Source organism: Caballeronia sp. LjRoot34, from assembly GCF_964253815.1.
In the GTDB taxonomy this organism is placed as follows: domain Bacteria; phylum Pseudomonadota; class Gammaproteobacteria; order Burkholderiales; family Burkholderiaceae; genus Caballeronia.
In genome coordinates, this window is sequence record NZ_CAXUSB020000002.1 from 1,696,024 (window position 1) to 1,715,725 (window position 19,702).

Below are 19,702 nucleotides of genomic sequence, written 5' to 3' on the forward strand. Positions count from 1 at the left end.
GCTCTTTATGAATTAACGACGTAGGTATAGAGTCGCACGCTGCCGTCGGCTTCCTTCTTTCGATAAATTCCCTGGATCTCATTCTCGAAACCAGGGAAACGGTTCCCGCCTTCCTCGAACATCCGGAAGTAATCGAGCGTCGGCATCGCGCGCTCGGTGTAGCGCTCGCCGGATACGACCACCGCGATGCCCGGCGGATAGACAAGGCCGAGTGTTGCCGCGATTCGTCCCTCGATCTGGTCGATCGGCAACAACTCCACGTTGTTGCGCACGAGTTCGTGCATGGCGGCTTGCGGGGTCATCGCCATCTCGGGAAAGTGCGCTGCGCGGAACTGCTCGCGTTGCAGGCGGCTCGCATCGCGCTCACGATAGAACGCATGCATGTCGACGCAAAGATCACGCAGGCCGATTCCCGCGTAACGCTCGCTATGCGCGGCGACAAAGGTGGGAATGACATCGTCGAGAAGCGCGTTCTCGTCGTGCAATTGCTTGAAGCGCACCAGTGCCGAAAGGAGCGTGCCCGCCTTGCTCGACTCAAGCCCCGGGGTCAGCAGGAACAGGATGCTGTTGAGGTCATTCTTCTCCGGCACGATGCGCCGTTCGCGCAGGAACTCGGCGAGCACCGCCGCCGGAACGCCGTGTTCCGCGTACTCACCGGTGCTTCGATCGAACCCGGGCGTGATGAGCGTCAGCTTGTTCGGGTCCGTCATCGCATAGCCCGGAGCGAGGTGGCCGAAGCCATGCCATTTTGCGTCCGGCGCAAGCTCCCAGTAACGCGGGTTGCTCGCGAGTTCGTCCGTCGACAGGTCTTCCCAGCGTTGCATGCCGTTCGTTGCCGCCACCTTGTCCGGTACGAACGGATCGAAGAACCAGCGCCGCGCGGGGGCCGTCTCCGTTGCTTCGTAGTCGTGTTTCAGCGCGCGGATCTTCTTGCGCATCTCGATCCCGAGCTTGATCGTGTCGTCCCACAGCACTTCGCCGGAGCGGCCCTTCATCATTTGCGCGCCTACATCGAGCGAGGCGAACAACGGATAGAACGGCGACGTGGACGAGTGCTGCATGAAGGTCTCGTTGAAACGCCGGTGACTGACCTGGCGGCGCTGGCCGTCAAGGTGCGCGTCCTTCACGTGGATCTGCGACGCCTGCGAGAAGCCAGCGAGTTGCTTGTGCGTCGACTGCGTGGCAAGGATGCCGGGCGCGTTGGCATCCAGTCCTTCGATGCCCATCGCGAAACGTCCCTTGAACAACGGATGGAACTTCATGAAGCCGGCCCAGGCTTCGTCGAAGAGAATGTATTCGCACAGGTGCCCGATCTTCTCGATCAGCATTTGCGCGTTGTAGATCGTGCCGTCGTAGGTGCATTGCTCGATCACCGCAACGCGAAACGGCCGCTCGCGCTGCCACGCCTTGGGGTCGGTGACGAGCTTGTTATAACGAATGCCGTCGCGGATGCGGTCCTCGTCGAGTGCGTCGAAATCGATTGGGCCGATCATCCCGTGCGCATTGCGTTGCGTCTGCAAATAGACGGGGATGCCCCCGCCGAGGAGCAGCGCGCCGTGATGCGCCGCCTTGTGGTTGTTGCGGTCGAAGAGCACCAGGTCACCCGGCGTCACGAGCGCGGTCAATGCGATCTTGTTGGACGTGGACGTACCGTTCAACACGAAGTAAGTCCGCTCCGCGCCGAAGATCCGCGCCGCCGCTTTTTGCGCAGCGAGCGCGGGGCCTTCATGAACCAGCAGGTCCCCCAGTTCGACGACAGAGTTATCCAGGTCGTTACGGAAGACCGCTTCGCCCAGATGCTTGACGAACGCGCGGCCGATCGGACTCTTCTGGTAAAACACGCCGCCGTTGTGGCCCGGACAGGTCCACATCTGGTTCGCCTGCTCCGCATAGTCGACCATCGCGCCGAAGAACGGCGTCTTGAGCGAGTCCGCGTACGTCCGCAAATGGCTCACCAGATTACGGGCAACGAACTCGGGCGTATCCTCTTCGATGAACACATAACCCGTCACATGCCCGAGCACCGTAACCGGAATTTCCGCGAGCAGATGACGCTCGACCAGGATGAAGATGGGTACGTCGAGACCCCGCTCTCGTACAAAGCGCACGAAAGCCTCAACATCCGTCTCCGACTCGGTCAGCGACCATTCCACGATCACGCAGCCAACTGCGGCCTCGCTGCGGATAGCGGAGGACGCTTCCGCCACCGTGACGGTAACCGTGGTGACGTACCCCAGGCGTTCGAGTTCATCGACGAGCCGCTGAAAGCGTGAGGACGGCAACGCGGGTGGCAAGGGCAACGCACAGCAAAACAGGAAGCCGAACATCTGGTCATACAGCATCTTGATCCTTGTATTGGGAATCGTATCGAGTCGTTCGCGACCTCAACTGATCTTCACCATGCCCCGGCTGAACAAGACGACAGCCACACCTGCCACTATGACCAGCACGCCCGCGACCGATGCCTCACGTCCCGTGAACACCCGCTCGCCGGCCGCATGTTCGCGCCGTGCCCACCAGAAAACGGGAAAGCCGAGTGCAAAGAGAATGGTGGACATCAGGAGGAACTGCAGTCCCGCGGCATAGACGAGCCAGAGGGAATAGACCGTCGCAAGCACGCCGGTCCAGATCGATTCTTTCGAGGTCTCGCCGGTGGTCGGTGCGAACTTCGACTGCGTCGCGAAGCGCCACAGGAAAACGGTGCTGGCCAGATACGGCGGCAGAATCATGATTCCGGTGATCGAGATCAGCCACATCCAGGCGTCGTTGGCGAACAGCACCACGAAGATCACGAGCTGCATGACCGCACTCGATACCCATAGCGACGGCGCGGCGGCATGGTGACGGTTTTCTTCAGCGAGAAACTTCGGGAATACACCGTCTTTCGCGCCTTCGAACGGCAACTCTGCGACAAGGATGGTCCAGGCAAGCCAGCAGCTCAAAAGCGACACGAGCAGCGAGACGACGATAAACACCGCGCCCCAGTCGCCCACCGCCGCCTTCAGCACATAAGCTGCCGACGGTGAAGCGAGCCCCGCCAGCTGCGCCTGATGCATCACGCCGAACGGCAGCGCCGACAACAGGAAATAGAGGATCGTGCAGACCGTCAGGCCGAGAAAAGTCGCGATCCCCACTTGCGAGGTTTTGCTGGCGCGGTCCGACACCACCACCGCACCCTCGATGCCGATGAACACCCATAAGGTAACCAGCATGGTGCTCTTGACTTGCGCGAGGAGGCTGCCCAAATGCTCCTGGGCGCCCCAGAAGTCGTAGAAGAACATGCCGCCCTTGATCGCCACCGCCATCGCACACAAGGCCACTGTGATGGTGCCAATATTCAAGACACTCGATATCACGCTCAGGACTGCTGCACGCTTTACGCCATAGAGCACGACAAAATGCATGACCCAGATCAGCAGCGACGCGCCGACAATCGACGGCCAGGTGTTACCCGCTGCGAACACAGGAAAGAAATAGCCGACCGTCTTCATGATCAGCACGGCGAATGCAACGTTGCCGAAAGCGGCGGACAGCCAGTAGCCCCAGGCCATCTCGAAGCCCGCTAAGGAGCCGAAGCCTTCTTTCGCATACGAGTAGATGCCCGCCTTCAGATCGGGGCGTTTATCGGCTAGCGTGCGGAACGTATTCGACAGAAAGAACATGCCGACAAGCGTGATCATCCATGCAATCACGATTGCCGCCAGTCCTGCGCCCTGGGCCATGTTCTGCGGCAGATTGAAGGCACCGCCGCCAATCATCGAGGCGATCACAACACCCGTGAGAAGCGGCAAGCTGAGCTTGCGGCTACCGGGCTGGGTGGTGGGCTGAATGGCGGATTGACCAACGACCGCATCGGCGGAAACGGGCTTGAGCGGCAAACTGCTGTGCGTCTGGTCCATGAGGCGTTTTCTCCCTGCTGCTTGTGTGCCGTCGGTGTTGCGTCTGTGCGCCCTTGCAAGGCTTTTCGACGTTTGACCTGATTCAGCATAGGGACTGCATGGCCCCGCTCGTTGATCTGTATCAACCCCGGTTTAAGTGGGAAGGCTACCTTGCAAAGCAGTGCTTTCGTGCCCATCGCTTAACAAATCCAACCCGGGTGATCCCATGCAACGTGCAGATACGGATACGGATACGGATACGGACCCTGCCATGCCGTTCTCCTCCGAAGACAGCAAGTTTTATCTGGTGGGAGGCGGCATTGCATCGCTGGCCGCGGCCGCCTTCCTGATTCGCGATGCCGACGTTCCGGGTCGCAATATCACGATACTCGAAGCGCTTGGCGTAGCAGGCGGAAGTCTGGACGCAGCGGGCTCGGCCCAGGACGGTTATGTCCTGCGCGGCGGCCGCATGCTCGAGAGCAAGTACGTGTGTACGTTTGACCTGTTCTCATCGATCCCTACGCTCGATGAAAGCAAGACGGTCACGCAGGAAATCGTGGACTGGAATGAAACGATGAAGACGGCGTCGAAGTCTCGTCTGGTGCGCGACGGTCATCGGATTGACAAGCCCGAGTTCGGGCTCACTGAAAGAGACATCCTCACGCTCGAACGCCTCGCGATCGAACCAGAGCGCATGCTCGGCCGCAGCCGCGTAGCGGACCACTTCGCCCCGGCCTTCTTCAAGACCCACTTCTGGCTGATGTGGTGCACGACCTTCGCGTTCCAGCCATGGCATAGCGCGGTTGAATTCAAGCGCTACCTGCTGCGCTTCGTGCACATGGTGTCGGGGTTCAACCAGTTGCACGGAATCATGCGCACGGTTTACAACCAATACGACTCGATGGTCCGGCCGCTGAGCAAATGGCTCGACGAGCGCGGCGTCCAGTTCCAGTTCGGCACGCGTGTGAGCAATCTGGTGCTCAACGAAGCCAATGGTGAAACGCGCGTGGAGGGAATCGTCTGCGAGCGCGAGGGGCGCAGTGAATCAATCCCGGTTGGGCCGCGCGATGCGGTGATTGTCACGCTAGGTTCAATGACCGAAGGCTCGACCCTCGGCGGTATGGATCGCGCGGCCGTGCTGGACGGCAGCAGCGCCGGCACCGGTTCCTGGGCGCTCTGGAACAGAATCGCGCTGAACCGCCCCGCTTTCGGCCGCCCGACAACCTTCGCCGATCACGTCGATGAATCGAAGTGGCTGTCGTTCACGACCACCTTGCATGATCCTGCGTTCTTCAACCTGGTCCGGGATTTCACCGGCAATGTCCCTGGAGAAGGTGGGCTCATCACCTTCGCGGATTCGAACTGGCTCATGTCGATCGTCCTGCCGCATCAACCGCATTTTATCGGCCAGCCGAACGACGTGCAGGTGTTCTGGGGATACGGCCTCTATATCGATCGCCCCGGCGACTTCGTGAAGAAACCGATGGCCGAGTGCACTGGCCGCGAGATCATGACCGAGGTACTAGGGCATCTGCGCGCTGACAACACTGCTTCTGTTCTCGATCACGCCGTGTGCATCCCCTGCCTGATGCCCTTCATTACCAGTCAGTTCATGCCGCGCGAACACGGCGACCGACCGGAAGTCGTGCCGCAGGGATCGGTGAATCTGGCTTTTACCGGCCAGTTTTGCGAATTGCCGGATGACGTTGTCTTCACCGTCGAGTATTCGATTCGCTCGGCGCAGGCAGCGGTCTATCGCCTGCTTGACGTCGAGCGGACGCCGCCGGCCGTCTACCAGGGCAAGTTCGATCCGCGCGTCCTGTTCAAGGCGTTCGAGGCCCTTCACGACCTGTAGAGGTCAGGCAACGCGTTTATCACCGTACCCCGCACGGCACGCACTGAGTAGTTTCCGAGCCTGCGCATGCACGGGCTATGTAGGTACCATCGAAACACACTGGCGCAGAAGGGTTTGCACCCGCGAACCTTTTTGCGCCTTGTTCAACGCGTTAAAAGGAGAAGCAAATGACCGGCAACGACGTTCTGATCGCCACGTTCAATGACCACACCGAAGCCGATGCGGCTGTCCGAAAGCTCATTGAAAACGGCTTCGACATGAAACATTTCAGTGTGGTCGGCAAGGGCTATCACACTGAAGAAAAAGTGGTCGGTTTCTACAATACCGGCGACCGCATGAAGATATGGGGCAAGTACGGTGCGTTCTGGGGAGCGCTATGGGGCGCCCTGTTCGGCGGCGTCTTCCTGACGTTGCCGATCATCGGGCCGGTCGTCGTAGTCGGCTATCTTGCGTCCATCGTGGTATCCGCTCTCGAAGGCGCGGTGGTGGTAGGCGGTGTCAGTGCCCTGGGCGCCGCGCTCTTCAACGCGGGCGTTCCGAAGGATCACGTGATCCATTACGAGACCGCGCTCCAGGCCAATGGATTTATTGTCATGGCGAACGGCCCGGCCGAAGAAATGGCGCGCGCCCGTGCAATCCTGCAAGCGCATCAGCCTGCACGGTTGGACCTTCACGAAGGCGCTGCACCTGCCAACGAAGCGCCGGCCACGGCAGCCCTCTGATCTAACTCGACCGCGTAATTCGATCCGCATCGGCACGCCGACCTGACATAGTCCGCATTCGCTCGCGGACGCTTGGAGCATCTAATGATTCAGTCGTCGACCAACTCGCAAGCCGGCGACAATCCCGGTCCTTCGGAGGGACATGACTCAAGCGCGGTGGTCGACGACCACCGCCCGGTCCCGCCGCCCGGGCCCGAGGACCATGCCGCCGCCGTGCCATCCGGCCTCACGACTGAGGAGGCCGAGCGTCGTCTGAAGACCGAAGGCGCGAATGCGATTGCCGATGTTCGCCAGAGTCCCCTCTGGATGGCGGCCAAGAAATTATGGGCGCCCGTGCCCTGGATGCTTGAAGTCGCCATTGTTTTTCAAGTGGCGCTGAAAGACTATGTTGGAGCGAGCATTGTCCTGTTGCTCCTGCTCTTCAACGCGGGGCTTGGCCTCTTTCAGGAGAGCCAGGCTCAAGCGACGGTCGACGCGCTCCGCTCGCGTCTTGCGTTGCTGGCCGCAGTCCGTCGCGACGGCAAATGGAAGACCGTGCCCGCTGCCGGCCTGGTGACTAACGATATCGTCAAGCTTTCGCTCGGGACGGTTGTCCCAGCCGACGTCGATCTGATCGACGGTTCCGTGTTGCTGGACCAGTCGATGCTGACCGGCGAGTCGGTGGCAATCGAATCGGGCGCGGGTGCTCATGCGTTCGCGGGCGCACTCGTGCGACGTGGCGAAGCCCTTGGAAAGGTGGTTGCAACAGGCGAACGCACCAAGTTTGGACGGACGGCGGAACTCGTTCGCACCGCCACGGCGGAGAGCTCGCAACAGAAAACCGTATTGCGAGTCGTGCGTAACCTTGTACTGTTCAACGGAGCCGTGACCGTTCTGCTGGGCGTGTATTCGTTCTTCGTCTCCATGCCGATCAGTGAGATGGTGCCTCTGCTTCTGGTCGCGATCCTGTCTTCAATTCCTGTCGCGTTGCCGTCGATGTTCACCTTGGCCGCGGCTGTCGGCGCCCGGTCTCTCGCGAGCAGGGGTGTTCTCTCAACGCGCCTCTCGGCAGTTGACGAAGCAGCCGGTATCGACGTTCTCTGCTCCGATAAAACCGGTACCCTGACGCGCAACGAACTTGCGGTCATATCGATCAGCCCGATGCCTCCATTCGACGAAGCTCACGTGCTCGCCCTCGCCGCGCTTGCGAGCTCGGACGGTGGCCAGGACGCGGTCGACGCCGCCATTCGCGGCGCGTCCTCAGCCAAGGCGATCCCGGACGCGCCGGCGTTGGTCAAGTTCGTGCCGTTCGATCCGGCCTTGAAGCGCTCCGAGGCCACGCTGCGCACGCCGGACGGCGCGCCGCTGCACGTTGTAAAGGGAGCCTTTGCGACCATCTCTTCGTTGACACCTTCTTGTGCGGCCGCTGCAACGGAAGCGGAGAAACTTGAGGCGAAGGGATTACGGGTGTTGGCCGTGGCCTCGGGCCCACCCGGAGCCCTCGTCATGGCTGGAATAATCGGGCTCAGCGACCCGCCGCGCGACGACTCTGCCGCGCTGATCACTCAGCTCGGCGGGCTCGGTGTGAGAACGGTCATGGTGACGGGCGACGCTCGCAAGACTGCCGAAACCGTCGCAGCCCTGGTCGGCATTACCGGGAAAACCTGGGCCACTACACCGTTGCCCGAAGACATCGATGCAGAGTCTTACTCGATCTACACAGGTGTCCTGCCAGAAGACAAATACCAGCTCGTCAAAGTGCTGCAGAAGCACGGCCATATCGTCGGGATGTGCGGCGACGGAGCGAACGACGCGCCGGCGCTGCGCCAGGCGCAAATGGGTATCGCGGTGTTGAGCGCCACCGACGTGGCGAAGTCGGCGGCAGGTGTCGTGCTGACCGAGGCGGGTCTGGGTGGCATCGTCGCCCTGATCGAAGAAGGCCGCACCACCTTCCAGCGCATCCTGACCTATACGTTACGCTCGATCATCCACAAGATCGTGCAGGTTCTCTTTCTCGCGGCCGGCCTGCTCATGACCGGTCACGCGATACTGACGCCCGCACTCATGGTGCTCATGATGGTGACGGGCGACTTTCTCGCCATGTCGTCATCCACCGATAATGTGCGGCCCTCGCCGCGCCCGAACATCTGGCACATCCGCAACCTGACGCTGGCGGGCATTGCAATGGGCATGATCGATCTGCTCTTCTGCGTAGGAACCCTCGCGACCGGCAAGTTCGTACTGGGTCTCGATACAGACGCACTGCGAACCGTTGCCGTCGTCACGTTGGTGTTCAGCGGACAGGCCGTGTTTTACGTCGCACGGGAACGACAGCGTATGTGGAGCTCCGCGCCCGGACGATGGCTGGTCGCGTCCTCGGTCGCAGACGTGGCGATCATTACGGCGCTTGCGTCAAATGGACTGCTCATGACGGCGTTGCCGCTGCAGCTCATTGCCGGCGTGTTAGGCGCCGCTGTCGTGCTGGCCGTCGTTCTGGATAGCGCAAAGATTGTGCTCTTTCGCCGCTTGGCCGTTACTTGATCCTTGAACGCGGGCAAGTCGTTGCTGCGTACGTTCCTTGCTTCAACGCGCTCGCCGCCAGCGCACCAGGAGCTGCGCGGCGGCGGCTACTCAGCGACTGCGTCTATCGCGGCACAACGCGACCAGGGCGCTCAACTGGCTGAGGTCGGCCGGCTTGATCAGGTGGTGGTCGAAACCCGCTTGCGTAGCTCGCTGAAGATGCTCCTCCTCACCGTACCCGCTATGGGCAATCAGCAAGGTGTCGTGTTGACCCGGCATCGAACGTATCCGGCGAGCGACCTCGTAGCCATCCATTTCAGGCAGGCCGATATCGAGCAACACCACCTCAGGTTTGAATTGTTCGACACAGAGAAGCGCGGATGGACCGTCGCGCGCGGTCTGCACCTCGTGTCCGTCGATCCTTAGCAAAGCAGCGCTGCTCTCCAGCGCATCAAGGTTGTCGTCCACCACAAGCACGCGCATCGCGCCGAGCGACGGTGCGCAATGAAGCGCCACATGCACCGGCTCCTCAGCCACCGTGCCGCGCGGCATGGCGGGCAGGCGCACCACGAACTTGCTGCCCCGGTCGGGCCCTTCGCTGTATGCGCGCACATCGCCGCCATGCAATCCGACCAGACGATGCACCAGCGCGAGGCCAAGACCGAGACCCGCGGCCTTGCGATCCAGCGAGCGTTCGGCCTGCACAAAGATATCGAAGATGGTCGGAATGAGTTCGGCCGTCATGCCAATGCCGCTGTCGACCACGGTCAGGACCGCGTCGTCGAGATAGCGCTCAATCGAAATCCGGATATGACCGCCGTGCGGCGTGTATTTGATCGCGTTGCCCAGCAGGTTGGTCACGACCTGCTCGACCCGCATCGCGTCACCGTTGATGGGTAGCACGCCGGTTGGAAAAGCCAACGTGATTTCATGCGCATAAGCCTCGAATTCCGGACGCATGGCCTCGATCGCTCGACGCACCGTCTCGACGAGATCAATCGACTCGGTCTTGAGAATGATGATGCCCCGCGTGATTCGCGACACATCCAGCAGATCCTCGACCAGACGGATCTCGTGGTCGAGTTGCCGCTGTGCGCCCAAGCGTGCAACCTTCTGCGTTTCCTTGTCGGCGCTGTCCCGCTCCCAGACCTGCAGGCCGTTGCGAATGGCTGCGAGCGGATTGCGCAACTCATGCGCGAGCATCGCGAGGAACTCGTCTTTTTGTTGGTCCGCCGATTGCAAGCGGCCGAATGCCTGGTGCTGCTGGGTTACATCGGAGATGGTAAGCAGGATCAACGCCTGCGCGGGCCATGCAATGCGCATGGCGTTCAGTTGCATTGTCCTTAGCCCGATGCCCGGGAATTCGTGCGTGATCTGATAGTCGCGAACGCTGGTCCTTTGCGGCACGAGTTCCTCAAGCAGCTCACGCAGCGCCGGAATATTCCACTGCTCATTACCCAGGTCATACAGCTTCGTTCCGATGGTCTTGTCGGGCGATGTCTGGAAGGTCTGGTAAAACGCGCGGTTCGCCAAAGTGATCTTCAGGTCCGCCTCGAGCACGAGCAAGGGTTCGGACATGGTCTCGACAATTGCTTGCGAGAAGTCGCGCGCGCGTTCGACCTCGTCGTTCGCGGTCTTGAGCTCATGGTTGCGATACCGCAGCTCGTCATTGGTCGTCGTCAACTCTTCGTTGACGGACTGCAGCTCTTCCTTGGCGGTCTCGAGTTCTTCGTTGGTGCTCTGGAATTCCTCATTGCTCGACAGCAGTTCCTCTTCGCTTGCCCGCAGGTCCTCCCGTGCTCGCTCATGTTCCTCGAGTATTGCCAGTAAATGCCGGTGGCTGCCCTCGAGTTCGGCGTCCAGCCTCGCGATTTCAAGGTCTTTCTCGCTTTGGGCTTCGCGCTCGGGCTGCCCCTTGACTTGCCGCAAAGCCTGCGCCACAAAGTTTGTCAGCGGTGCGCGCCCCGGCTTGGGCGATAGTCTTACGCCTTCGGCAGGCGCTTCGAAGAAGATCAGATACCAACGTCCCGGCACGCCGGCGATCTGTACCGGATGCACCTCGAGCGTCACGCTTGCAGCGGTGTTCAAACGCAGACTCGCCTTGCGGATAACGGTGGCCTCGCGGCGTGCCCGTCTGACTGCCTCGTCGATCGCGAGGAAAATTTCCGGCCGTGCGAGCCGCTTGAGACTGCTGCTGGGCGGTCCGTTCGGATTGGCCAGATACGCCGAGGTATCGCCGCGAAACTCGAGAACATTCAGTTCATCGTCGCATAGCACGCTCGGCGGCGTGTACCGTTCCAAAGTCATGCGATTGACCTCGTTACGCAGCAACTCGGCACGCGTCGGGACCTCGCGACCGCCGTTCGAGGGTCTGGTGGAAACAAACGATTGCGGCATTACCGTCGACGCAGGCAGGCCCATCCTCGGACGTCCGGGACTGGGGTTCTTGCTATAGAGCTTGCTCGACACGCTGGGAATCACGCTGAATAGCTCAGAGGACGCACCCACCGATTCCGACGGTCCCAGCATAAGTACGCCATCGGGCGCCAGCGCGTAATGAAACAGCGGCATGACCGTCCGCTGCAGCACGGGATCCAGGTAGATCAGCAGGTTGCGGCAGCTGATCAGGTCGATCCTCGAAAACGGCGGATCGGTCGCCACGTTGTGGCGGGCGAACGTGCAGAGGCTCCTGACCGACTTGCTGACACAGTAGTGGTCACCATCGCGCACAAAGAACCGCTCAAGCCGCTCGGGAGACACATTGCGTGCGATGTTCTCGATATAGCGGCCCGCGCGTGCAGTTTCCAGCGCATCGACGCTGACATCGGAACCGAAGACCTGAATCTTGGTATCGGCGAGACGATCGCCCAGATACTCCACGAGGCAGATGGCGATCGAGTACGCCTCCTCTCCACTCGCGCAACCGGGTACCCAGATGCGGATGCCTGGCGGTGCATCATGGTCGCTGATCAGGCGCGGAAAGACGGTTCGGAGCAGGTCGTCGAAGGTTGCCGGATCGCGGAAAAATTCGGTCACGCGAATCAGCAGGTCACGGCCCAGTGCGAGCGTTTCAGCGGCATCGGACCCGAGCAGGGCAACATAGTCCGAGACCGAGGTCATTTCGCGCAATGCCATCCGGCGCGATAACCTGCGTTGGACCGTGCCGCGCTTGTAGTAGGTGAAGTCGATGTTGCAGGCGTTGCGCAACAGGCGAAACAGAGGGCGCAGGCTCTGGTCCCCGGGGTCCGTTGCCGGCCCCATGGATTCGAGCTCGTCCAGTGCGCGGCTGGAAAAGCGCCCGACGCGCGCGATTTCGCGTGCGATCTCACGCGGTGCAAGCACGCTGTCGACACAACCGAGTCCCATGGCCGCGAGCGGCATGCTGCTGTGGCGCGCCGACGCCGTGTCCTGTGCGAACGTAATGCCGCCCCCGCCTTGAATAGCCTGTAGGCCGAGCGCGCCATCCGAGCCGTTACCGGAAAGAATCACGCCGATCGCATTGACGCCCAGGTCGCTCGCGAGCGAATCGAACAGGTCGTCGATCGGCATGGGCGGGCCCAGGGTCTCTCCCCGCGGTTGCAGCCTGATACGGCGCTGCGCGATCGACATGCTCTTGTTGGGCGGGATCACGTAGACATGGTCTGTTTCAATGGCCATGCCGTCGGTCGCTTCAATGACCGGCATTGAAGTGTGTTTCGACAGGATTTCCGGAAGCAGGCTGGGCCGAAACGGTGCGAGATGCTGGACGACCAGGAAGGCCATTCCGCACGACGGCGCGATTGCACCGAGCAACTCCGAGATGGCCTCGAGTCCGCCTGCGGAAGCGCCAATTCCCACCACCGTGAACGATTGAGTGGTTGCTTCGTCTGCTGTGGCACGGGTTGTCACTGTTACTCCTGTGACGAAGTGCGGTCGAATTCCATTCGCCGGCTCTTGTCGCGTGACAAGGAGCGAAAAACGAAGCTGGCCATCCAACGTAATTTTTTGAAGGGCGAAGAAGCTGATCCGGCGATTCACAGGGCGTGAACCGCCGCAAAGCGAAGACTGGCTGGCCGTTCCCCAATTATGCACCAGTCTGCTTAACCGGGCGCTTATGGGGCCATTGTTTACGGAGCGCGGAGGATAAACTCAGTCGACCTGAAAAGCAGCCACGCTCTCTACAAGTCCATGAGCTTGCTCGCGCATTGACACTGCAGCCGCTGCCGCCTGCTCCACAAGCGCCGCGTTTCGCTGCGTTACTTCGTCCATCTGGGTAACGGCCCGATTGACTTGTTCGATCCCGTCGCTTTGCTCCTCGGAGGCCGACGCGATCTCCTTCATGATCGCGGTGACGCGTTGAACCGAAACCAGTATCTCTTTCATGCACTGGCCGGCGTTATCGACGAGCGTGGCGCCGCTCTGAACGCGACCATTCGAATGCTCGATCAATCTCTTGATGTCTTTGGAGGCGGTCGATGAACGCTGCGCGAGATTCCGGACTTCGGATGCAACAACCGCGAATCCCCTGCCATGTTCACCGGCCCGCGCGGCCTCGACAGCCGCGTTGAGTGCGAGGATATTGGTTTGGAACGCGATCCCTTCGATCATCCCAAGGATCTCCCCAATCTGTTTCGTACTGCTGGTGATCTCATCCATGGTCGCGACGACTTCCGAAACGACGTCGTTACCGCGATTTGCGATGGAAAAGGCATCGCCGGCGAGCACCGAAGCTTGTCGCGCGTTGTCGGCATTCTGTCTCACCGCCGACGTAAGCTCCTCCATGCTTGCAGCAGTTTCCTCCAACGACGCGGCCTGCTCCTCGGTTCTTCTTGACAGGTCAGCGTTGCCCGACGATATCTCATCTGTTGACGTTCCAATGGAATTCGCCGCGCCGATAATCGCGACCACCGCCTGACGCAGTTGCGCCTGCATCTCTTGAAGCTTGAACAGAAGGCTGCCCCGATCGCCGGCTTGCAGGTCTATGTGCTGCGCGAGGTTACCCCCTGCTGTAGCGCCCACGACCTGCGCTGCATACTCCGGCGAGCCACCTAGCGAACGGTTTAGCCTTCGGTTCACAAGGTACACAACACCAGACAGCATGGCCGCGATGATGGCGACGAGCACGACCAACTGGCGCAGCGATGCGTTGAATGCCTCGTCGATGTCATCCAGGTAAGCACCCGTCACGAACGACCAATCCCAGGGCTTAAAGGTGGCGATGTGGCTGCGCTTTCGAACGGGTTCTTTCGAACCGAGCCGGGGCGTAGCATAGTCAACGAACCCATCGCCAGACCCCTTCGCAATCGCAGCCATCGCGCGGTACACGTACTTCCCGTTGGAATCCTGATAGTCGCCAAAGTACTTGCCCTCGGTTTCCGGCTTGGAAGGGTTCATGACGGCATGACAGTCTGAATCGACGATGGATACGTATCCATCAGCGCCATAACGGATCGCTCGCAATTGAGCGAGTGCCTGCTTCTTCGCTTCAGGCGTCGACAAGGTTCCGTCAGCGGCCAGCGCCGCATAACGGCGCGTGATGCTCATTGCAATATCTCCAGCGTCCTTCAACGAATGCTGTCTTTCTTCCAGACGGACCTCGCGAGTCTGGTAAGCCCCGAAACCCGCCACGGAGATGAGGCAAATCAGGGAGAGCGCCAAAGGAATCCACAACTGTTGCTGAAATGTAAGGCGTTTCATGAGGTCTTTATAGAGTCGTGTACTAAGCGTTGTACGGCACGAAACCCGGATACTTGATAGTTCTCGCCGAGTTCTTCGATGTTTTGCAGATTCCCGCCCTGCTGCAGAGCGCGCTTCACCCCCTCCATGTCCTGCGCTCGCCGACAGTCCGTTGTCCAGGTTGGTTGAATAAAGTCATATCGAGTGTACACATTGAATTTTTCCTGAAGAAGATCATTTCCATGCGCGCAACTTCAAATGGGGTATTCCCTTAAATGAGGCATTTAATAAGGGTTTTCACCAAACTAAAGCACACATGCACCAACAAAAATATACTTAGATATCTTGCCAAATTATAATGTGAACACTAGACTTTCAGAAATCAAACGCAACCTGATGCCGCGCTTCGGAGGAGTCGACCAGATGACAAAGACCTTGCGTATCGGGCAGATCCTTCCGCCGCTGTTACGGCCTGCCCATGCTGCGCGAATGGAACCTCGAACGCCTGGCGCCGGGCGCGTTGCTCGCCGGTCCTTACTGATAGCTATCGACACAAACGCGACACCGGACCAGCAAGCTTTGAGTTCGTCACGGCCGCCGCCGTCGGTTCAACCTGCCCAGTGTCCGGGCCGGGCATAGCTTTTGAGCGTGGACGTTGTAATCGCAGGCGGAAACGACAGGTACATCAACGCCAGTAAGACTGACTGACCACGCTGCCATGCTAGCGTTTTAAATCTTATCTATTTCGTAGTCCGATATTTTTTGTGTTCGATTTAAGGGGCATCCCTTTCCGACGCCCTTGTCGATCAAAAAAGAAAAAGCCGTGAGTCCTGACGCCCGGACCGATACAGCAGCAACAATTGTTTTTTCATACACTAGGAGATGGACATGTACGACGTATTTCAAACGGATCGCCTGATTGACACGTGGCTGACCGAGGACATTGGGTATTGTGACCTCACCGCACAGGTCATGATTGAAGCGAACGAAACGGGAGCATTCTTCATGAATGCACGCGAGGATCTGATCGTGGCGGGTATCGACGTCGCAGCACGGGTGTTCAAGCGCTACGATTCAACGCTCGACGTAGTCGTACGCGTCAAGGACGGTGACCACGTAAAGAAAGGGGCTGTGCTTCTTGACGTACGGGGAAATGCGCGAAGCGTACTGACCGCTGAGCGAACGGCGCTTAACATCCTGCAGCGTATGTCGGGCATTGCCAACCTCACCGCGGAGTATGTCAAGGCAGTCGCGGGAACGCGCGCACGATTGATCGACACACGCAAGACCACACCCGGTTTGCGCATGCTGGAGAAGCATGCGGTGACCTGCGGCGGGGGCTTGAACCACCGCCTCGGACTTGATAACGGCGTGATGATTAAAGACAATCACATTGCGGTTTGTGGCGGAATCATGAAGGCTGTGCAACGTGCGCGCCGCCAATTGCCGGTGTTGACGAAGCTCGAAGTGGAATGCGACCGCATCGAGCAAGTCGAGGAAGCGCTGGAAGCCGGCGTTGACGTGATCATGCTCGACAACATGTCCGTCGAGGAAATGACGAAGGCCGTGAAGCTGGTCAATGGCCGTACGAAGCTTGAAGCGTCTGGCGGTATCAGCCTCGCAACCATCGGGGAAATATCGAAAACGGGCGTCGACTATATCTCCACGAGCAAGATAAACCAGGCTTCGGTGTGCGTTGACATCGGTCTGGACGAGGCGGAGTAATAACCTCATGTCCGACGGAATTTTCTTTTTTGTGGTCGGCCCGAGTGGCGCCGGCAAAGACTCTCTCATTGACGGCGCGCGTGAAGTTCTCAGCGATTTCGTCTTTGCGCGTCGGGTAGTCACCCGGCCTCACGGCTCGCCGGGTGAAGATCACGAAGCGCTTAATGAAACCGAGTTCGCGCGTCTCGACTGCCAAGGAGAATTCCTTATTACCTGGTCGGCACACGGACTGAGGTACGGGTTGCGTCGTGATCTCCTCAATGCACTTTCGCAGGGGCATCACGTCATCGCGAATGGGTCACGAGCAATGATCGACGCGCTTTCAACTCGCGTGCCGCGGCTGGTGGTAGTCGAAGTGAGCGCGCCCGCTTCCGTGCTCGCCGCAAGAATTCTTGCGCGAGGCAGGGAAACCCCAGAGGAGGTTTTAAAACGCGTGGCTCGTCAGGTCGAACCAACCTCTGCTGACGTTGAAACATTGAAGGTATTAAATGACGGAACGCTTGAGCAGGGGATAGAACGTTTCGTCGCAGCGCTTGGCCGTGCCACGCAACCTGCTCCGCCCAGCATGCGCGCCCTGAAGGCAAAGATCGCAGGCGAAGCACTGAACGAAGCTCAATATAGCGCTGTGCTCGACGACATTCTTGCACTGCGTTATTCGGACCGGGATATCAACGCGTTCCTTTTACACGCGTCGCAAAACCTGTCTGACGCCGAAGTACTCGCGTTGGCAAAGGTGCGTTGCAAGCTGACGCCGCGCATCGTTTGGGACGAGCCAATGCTCGTTGACAAGCATTCAATGGGAGGCGTCCCGGGTAGCCGGATCACCTTGATCGTAGTCCCTATTGTGGCGGCGTTCGGGCTTGCAATGCCAAAGACGTCATCGAGAGCAATCACCTCCGCCGCAGGTACTGCCGACGCAATGGAAACCGTCGCCCGTGTCGATCTCACCAGCGCAGAGGTACGTCGTTGCGTCAGTGAAGCGCGCGCTTGCATTGCATGGAACGGACGGTTGAATCACTCGTTGATTGACGATCGGATCAATGCATTTACCCGACCACTGGGCCTCGATTCAAACCGCTGGTCCGTTGCATCAATTCTATCCAAGAAGTGGTCGGCAGGATCCACGCACGTCATCATCGATCTTCCTTACGGTCCGCACGCCAAGCTAAAGGACGAACTCGAAGCACGCGCGTTAGGTGAGCTTTTCGAGTATGTCGCAGCGGGCCTGGGGTTGCACGTCAAGGCCATGGTCACCGATGGCAGCAGCCCGATCGGGCGTGGCATCGGACCTGCGCTCGAGGTACGGGACGTCAAGCTGGTGCTGGACAACGACCCCGATGCACCCGCCGACCTGCGCGAAAAAGCCCTTCGTTTCGCGGCAGAGATTCTTGCTTGGGCACCGGCCGTAGGCACCGTTTCAAAGGGCCGGCAGATCGCGGAGACGCTGCTTTCTTCCGGCCAGGCTCGAAGTGCGTTCGAACGCATTGTCGATAGCCAGGGCCGGCGAGTACCGCCGGTTTTGCCGGCCAGGTTTGCACAAACGGTTGTGGCGCAGCAGGGCGGCGTCGTCTCCAGCATTGATGGCTGGGCCATCGCGGGAATTGCGCGAACAGCCGGCGCTCCGACGGATCCGGGTGCCGGCGTAGATCTTCTTGCCGCGGTGGGTCAGCAAGTCGAGCCCGGGGACGGACTATTTCGTATTCATGGCGCTGACGAAGGGCTTGTCTCGGCAGCAGCTTTGTTGGCCCAAACAACGTGCACGCATGACATCTGCGTTGACAGCATGAATAGCACGCCCCTTCCCTCCGCTTGAGGCATGACGACCGGAAGGCGATTGGGGAAGAGATTGGGGAATCGATTGAAAAGCAATTGGCAAGACCGCATCGGTAGCAGTGATTCCATAACAGCGCGTGGTTAATTATCCTTGGAGCAGTGAGAATGCCAAAAAGAAACGGCAATTTGCGGTGGGGGATTGTTTCGTTGCTGATCGCTCCCATCACCTTCGTCATGACGCTGGACCGCGCCGCGATGACGATCGCCGCCCCCACGATCCAGAAAGAGCTCGGACTGTCACTTGTCGAGATGTCAGTGATCCTGACTATCTATTTCTGGACGTACGCATTGGGACAGATCCCTGCGGGAAGGCTGGCCGAGCGTCATGGATCGAGGAAGGTCCTGTTTGGAACGAGCGCTCTTTGGTCCTTGATGATGATAGTGACGCCGTTCGGCGTGGGCTTTAACTGGCTGGTCGGCTGCCGCGCTCTGCTCGGAGGTGCGCAATCCGCTGACTGGTCAAGCGGCGTGCTCGCGGTGAAACGCTGGTTCCCCAAGAATGAACGCGCGAAGGGTAACTCCTTTCTCCTGGCGGGGCTCTATCTTGGACCCATCATTTCCGCACCACTTACTGCCTGGATGATCTTGCAGTTCGGCTGGCACTCCGTCTTTTATGTGTTCGGTGCAATAGGCCTCGTACTGGGAATCGCGTGGTGGTTCGGTTATCGCGATGTGCCCGCGCGGCATCCCCTGATTACCGCTGAGGAAGCAACCTATATTGCTGCGGGACAGTCGGAACCGGAGGCTGTCGCCAAAGGATTATTTCTGAAGTGTCTCCGGCATCCGCGGTTCTGGCTTTTCGGTATCCAGTACTTTTTGTTGGTCCTGATCCAGAGTTTCTACACGACCTGGCTACCAACCTATCTCATGCGCGCACGTGGACTCTCGCTTAAGTCCATGGGGTTTGCGGCGTCGCTTCCATGGATCGCCGTATTCGTGGCGGTGTTCGTGGCGGGGATCGTATGCGACAAAATATTGAAGCGTACTCAATCGGTCTGGGCCGCTCGCGCTCCGGTCGCCATGGTGGGATTTCTTGTTAGCGCTATCGCCCTCTGTCTGGCTTCATATGCCGTGAACATTGCGGCCGTCGTTGGTTTCCTGTGCTTATCATTCGCTGCGGTGGGTTTTGTGCAAGTCGTCGTCTGGTCGGCAGCCCAGGACCTGGCGCGGGATTTTACCGGCGTGATGTCTGGCTGGACTAATCTGTGGGGAGCCGCATCGAACGTCGCGGGACCCGTTACCGTCGCTTTCATGGTGAAGCTCACCGGTAACTGGGGTAGCGCCTTGATAGTCATCGCACTGGCGGCCGCGTTAGGCACGGTGCTCTGGTTGTTTGTGCATCCTGAGAAGCCGCTGTTTGACACCCAGCAAGTCCCGGTTGCAGAGCCGTCTAAAGAGCTCATCAAGCAGGTGGCAAGCAGCAGCGACTTGAACCGTGATTTGACTTCGGATGAAGTGCGTCCCTGATGTCTGTTGCCCCCGGGTTGCAAGTCAGCTGCTTCCCGGGGCGATACTCGTTGACCGGCACCGACGTC

General features: G+C 59.7%; 10 protein-coding genes. 6 read left to right on the top strand and 4 right to left on the bottom strand.

The window, feature by feature from the left end; genetic code table 11:
* Positions 1–5 precede the first annotated feature (5 nt).
* Positions 6–2,342: an ornithine decarboxylase gene (gene speC / locus ACSQ36_RS27225; protein ID WP_436184368.1), complete on the bottom strand. Its 2,337-nt coding sequence runs from the start codon at positions 2,340–2,342 to the stop codon at positions 6–8.
* Positions 2,343–2,384: 42 nt separating this feature from the next.
* Entirely contained in the window at positions 2,385–3,899 is a 1,515-nt protein-coding gene (locus ACSQ36_RS27230; protein WP_436184369.1) for a basic amino acid/polyamine antiporter, read from the bottom strand.
* Between the two features lie 205 nt (positions 3,900–4,104).
* On the opposite strand from ACSQ36_RS27230, the gene ACSQ36_RS27235 reads away from it, so the two are divergent.
* The 3 genes from ACSQ36_RS27235 to ACSQ36_RS27245 all read left to right on the top strand — a co-directional run bounded on the left by ACSQ36_RS27235 (position 4,105) and on the right by ACSQ36_RS27245 (position 8,975).
* Complete coding sequence (locus tag ACSQ36_RS27235; protein ID WP_436184370.1) at positions 4,105–5,733, top strand: oleate hydratase; 1,629 nt, start codon at positions 4,105–4,107, stop codon at positions 5,731–5,733.
* A gap of 167 nt (positions 5,734–5,900) precedes the next feature.
* Positions 5,901–6,455, top strand: a complete 555-nt coding sequence (locus ACSQ36_RS27240) for a general stress protein (protein WP_436184371.1) — start codon at positions 5,901–5,903, stop codon at positions 6,453–6,455.
* An 84-nt stretch (positions 6,456–6,539) separates the two neighbouring features.
* Positions 6,540–8,975, top strand: a complete 2,436-nt coding sequence (locus ACSQ36_RS27245) for an HAD-IC family P-type ATPase (protein WP_436184372.1) — start codon at positions 6,540–6,542, stop codon at positions 8,973–8,975.
* Between the two features lie 90 nt (positions 8,976–9,065).
* Here ACSQ36_RS27245 and ACSQ36_RS27250 read toward each other — a convergent pair whose 3' ends face one another.
* Positions 9,066–12,842 carry a chemotaxis protein CheB gene (locus ACSQ36_RS27250; RefSeq protein ID WP_436184373.1) on the bottom strand — a complete coding sequence of 1,259 codons (3,777 nt, stop codon included), beginning with the start codon at positions 12,840–12,842 and terminating at the stop codon, positions 9,066–9,068.
* Between the two features lie 240 nt (positions 12,843–13,082).
* On the bottom strand, positions 13,083–14,630 hold the full coding sequence (locus tag ACSQ36_RS27255) for a methyl-accepting chemotaxis protein (RefSeq protein ID WP_436184374.1): 1,548 nt from the start codon (positions 14,628–14,630) through the stop codon (positions 13,083–13,085).
* Between the two features lie 867 nt (positions 14,631–15,497).
* Between ACSQ36_RS27255 and nadC the strand changes: the two genes are divergently transcribed.
* The 3 genes from nadC to ACSQ36_RS27270 all read left to right on the top strand — a co-directional run bounded on the left by nadC (position 15,498) and on the right by ACSQ36_RS27270 (position 19,634).
* On the top strand, positions 15,498–16,334 hold the full coding sequence (gene nadC, locus ACSQ36_RS27260; protein ID WP_436184375.1) for a carboxylating nicotinate-nucleotide diphosphorylase: 837 nt from the start codon (positions 15,498–15,500) through the stop codon (positions 16,332–16,334).
* Positions 16,335–16,341: 7 nt separating this feature from the next.
* Positions 16,342–18,147, top strand: a complete 1,806-nt coding sequence (gene phnN, locus ACSQ36_RS27265) for a phosphonate metabolism protein/1,5-bisphosphokinase (PRPP-forming) PhnN (protein WP_436184376.1) — start codon at positions 16,342–16,344, stop codon at positions 18,145–18,147.
* A gap of 125 nt (positions 18,148–18,272) precedes the next feature.
* Positions 18,273–19,634 (top strand): MFS transporter, encoded by a 1,362-nt coding sequence (locus ACSQ36_RS27270; protein ID WP_436184377.1) that lies wholly within the window; start codon positions 18,273–18,275, stop codon positions 19,632–19,634.
* The last annotated feature ends 68 nt before the right edge of the window (positions 19,635–19,702 follow it).

Excerpts from the sequence above, each read along its gene's own strand:
- nadC (WP_436184375.1), top strand. The coding sequence starts at position 15,498 with ATGTACGACGTATTTCAAACGGATCGCCTGATTGACACGTGGCTGACC.
- ACSQ36_RS27235 (WP_436184370.1), top strand. The coding sequence starts at position 4,105 with ATGCAACGTGCAGATACGGATACGGATACGGATACGGACCCTGCCATG.
- ACSQ36_RS27230 (WP_436184369.1), bottom strand. The coding sequence starts at position 3,899 with ATGGACCAGACGCACAGCAGTTTGCCGCTCAAGCCCGTTTCCGCCGAT.
- ACSQ36_RS27240 (WP_436184371.1), top strand. The coding sequence starts at position 5,901 with ATGACCGGCAACGACGTTCTGATCGCCACGTTCAATGACCACACCGAA.
- phnN (WP_436184376.1), top strand. The coding sequence starts at position 16,342 with ATGTCCGACGGAATTTTCTTTTTTGTGGTCGGCCCGAGTGGCGCCGGC.
- ACSQ36_RS27245 (WP_436184372.1), top strand. The coding sequence starts at position 6,540 with ATGATTCAGTCGTCGACCAACTCGCAAGCCGGCGACAATCCCGGTCCT.
- ACSQ36_RS27270 (WP_436184377.1), top strand. The coding sequence starts at position 18,273 with ATGCCAAAAAGAAACGGCAATTTGCGGTGGGGGATTGTTTCGTTGCTG.
- speC (WP_436184368.1), bottom strand. The coding sequence starts at position 2,342 with ATGCTGTATGACCAGATGTTCGGCTTCCTGTTTTGCTGTGCGTTGCCC.
- ACSQ36_RS27255 (WP_436184374.1), bottom strand. The coding sequence starts at position 14,630 with ATGAAACGCCTTACATTTCAGCAACAGTTGTGGATTCCTTTGGCGCTC.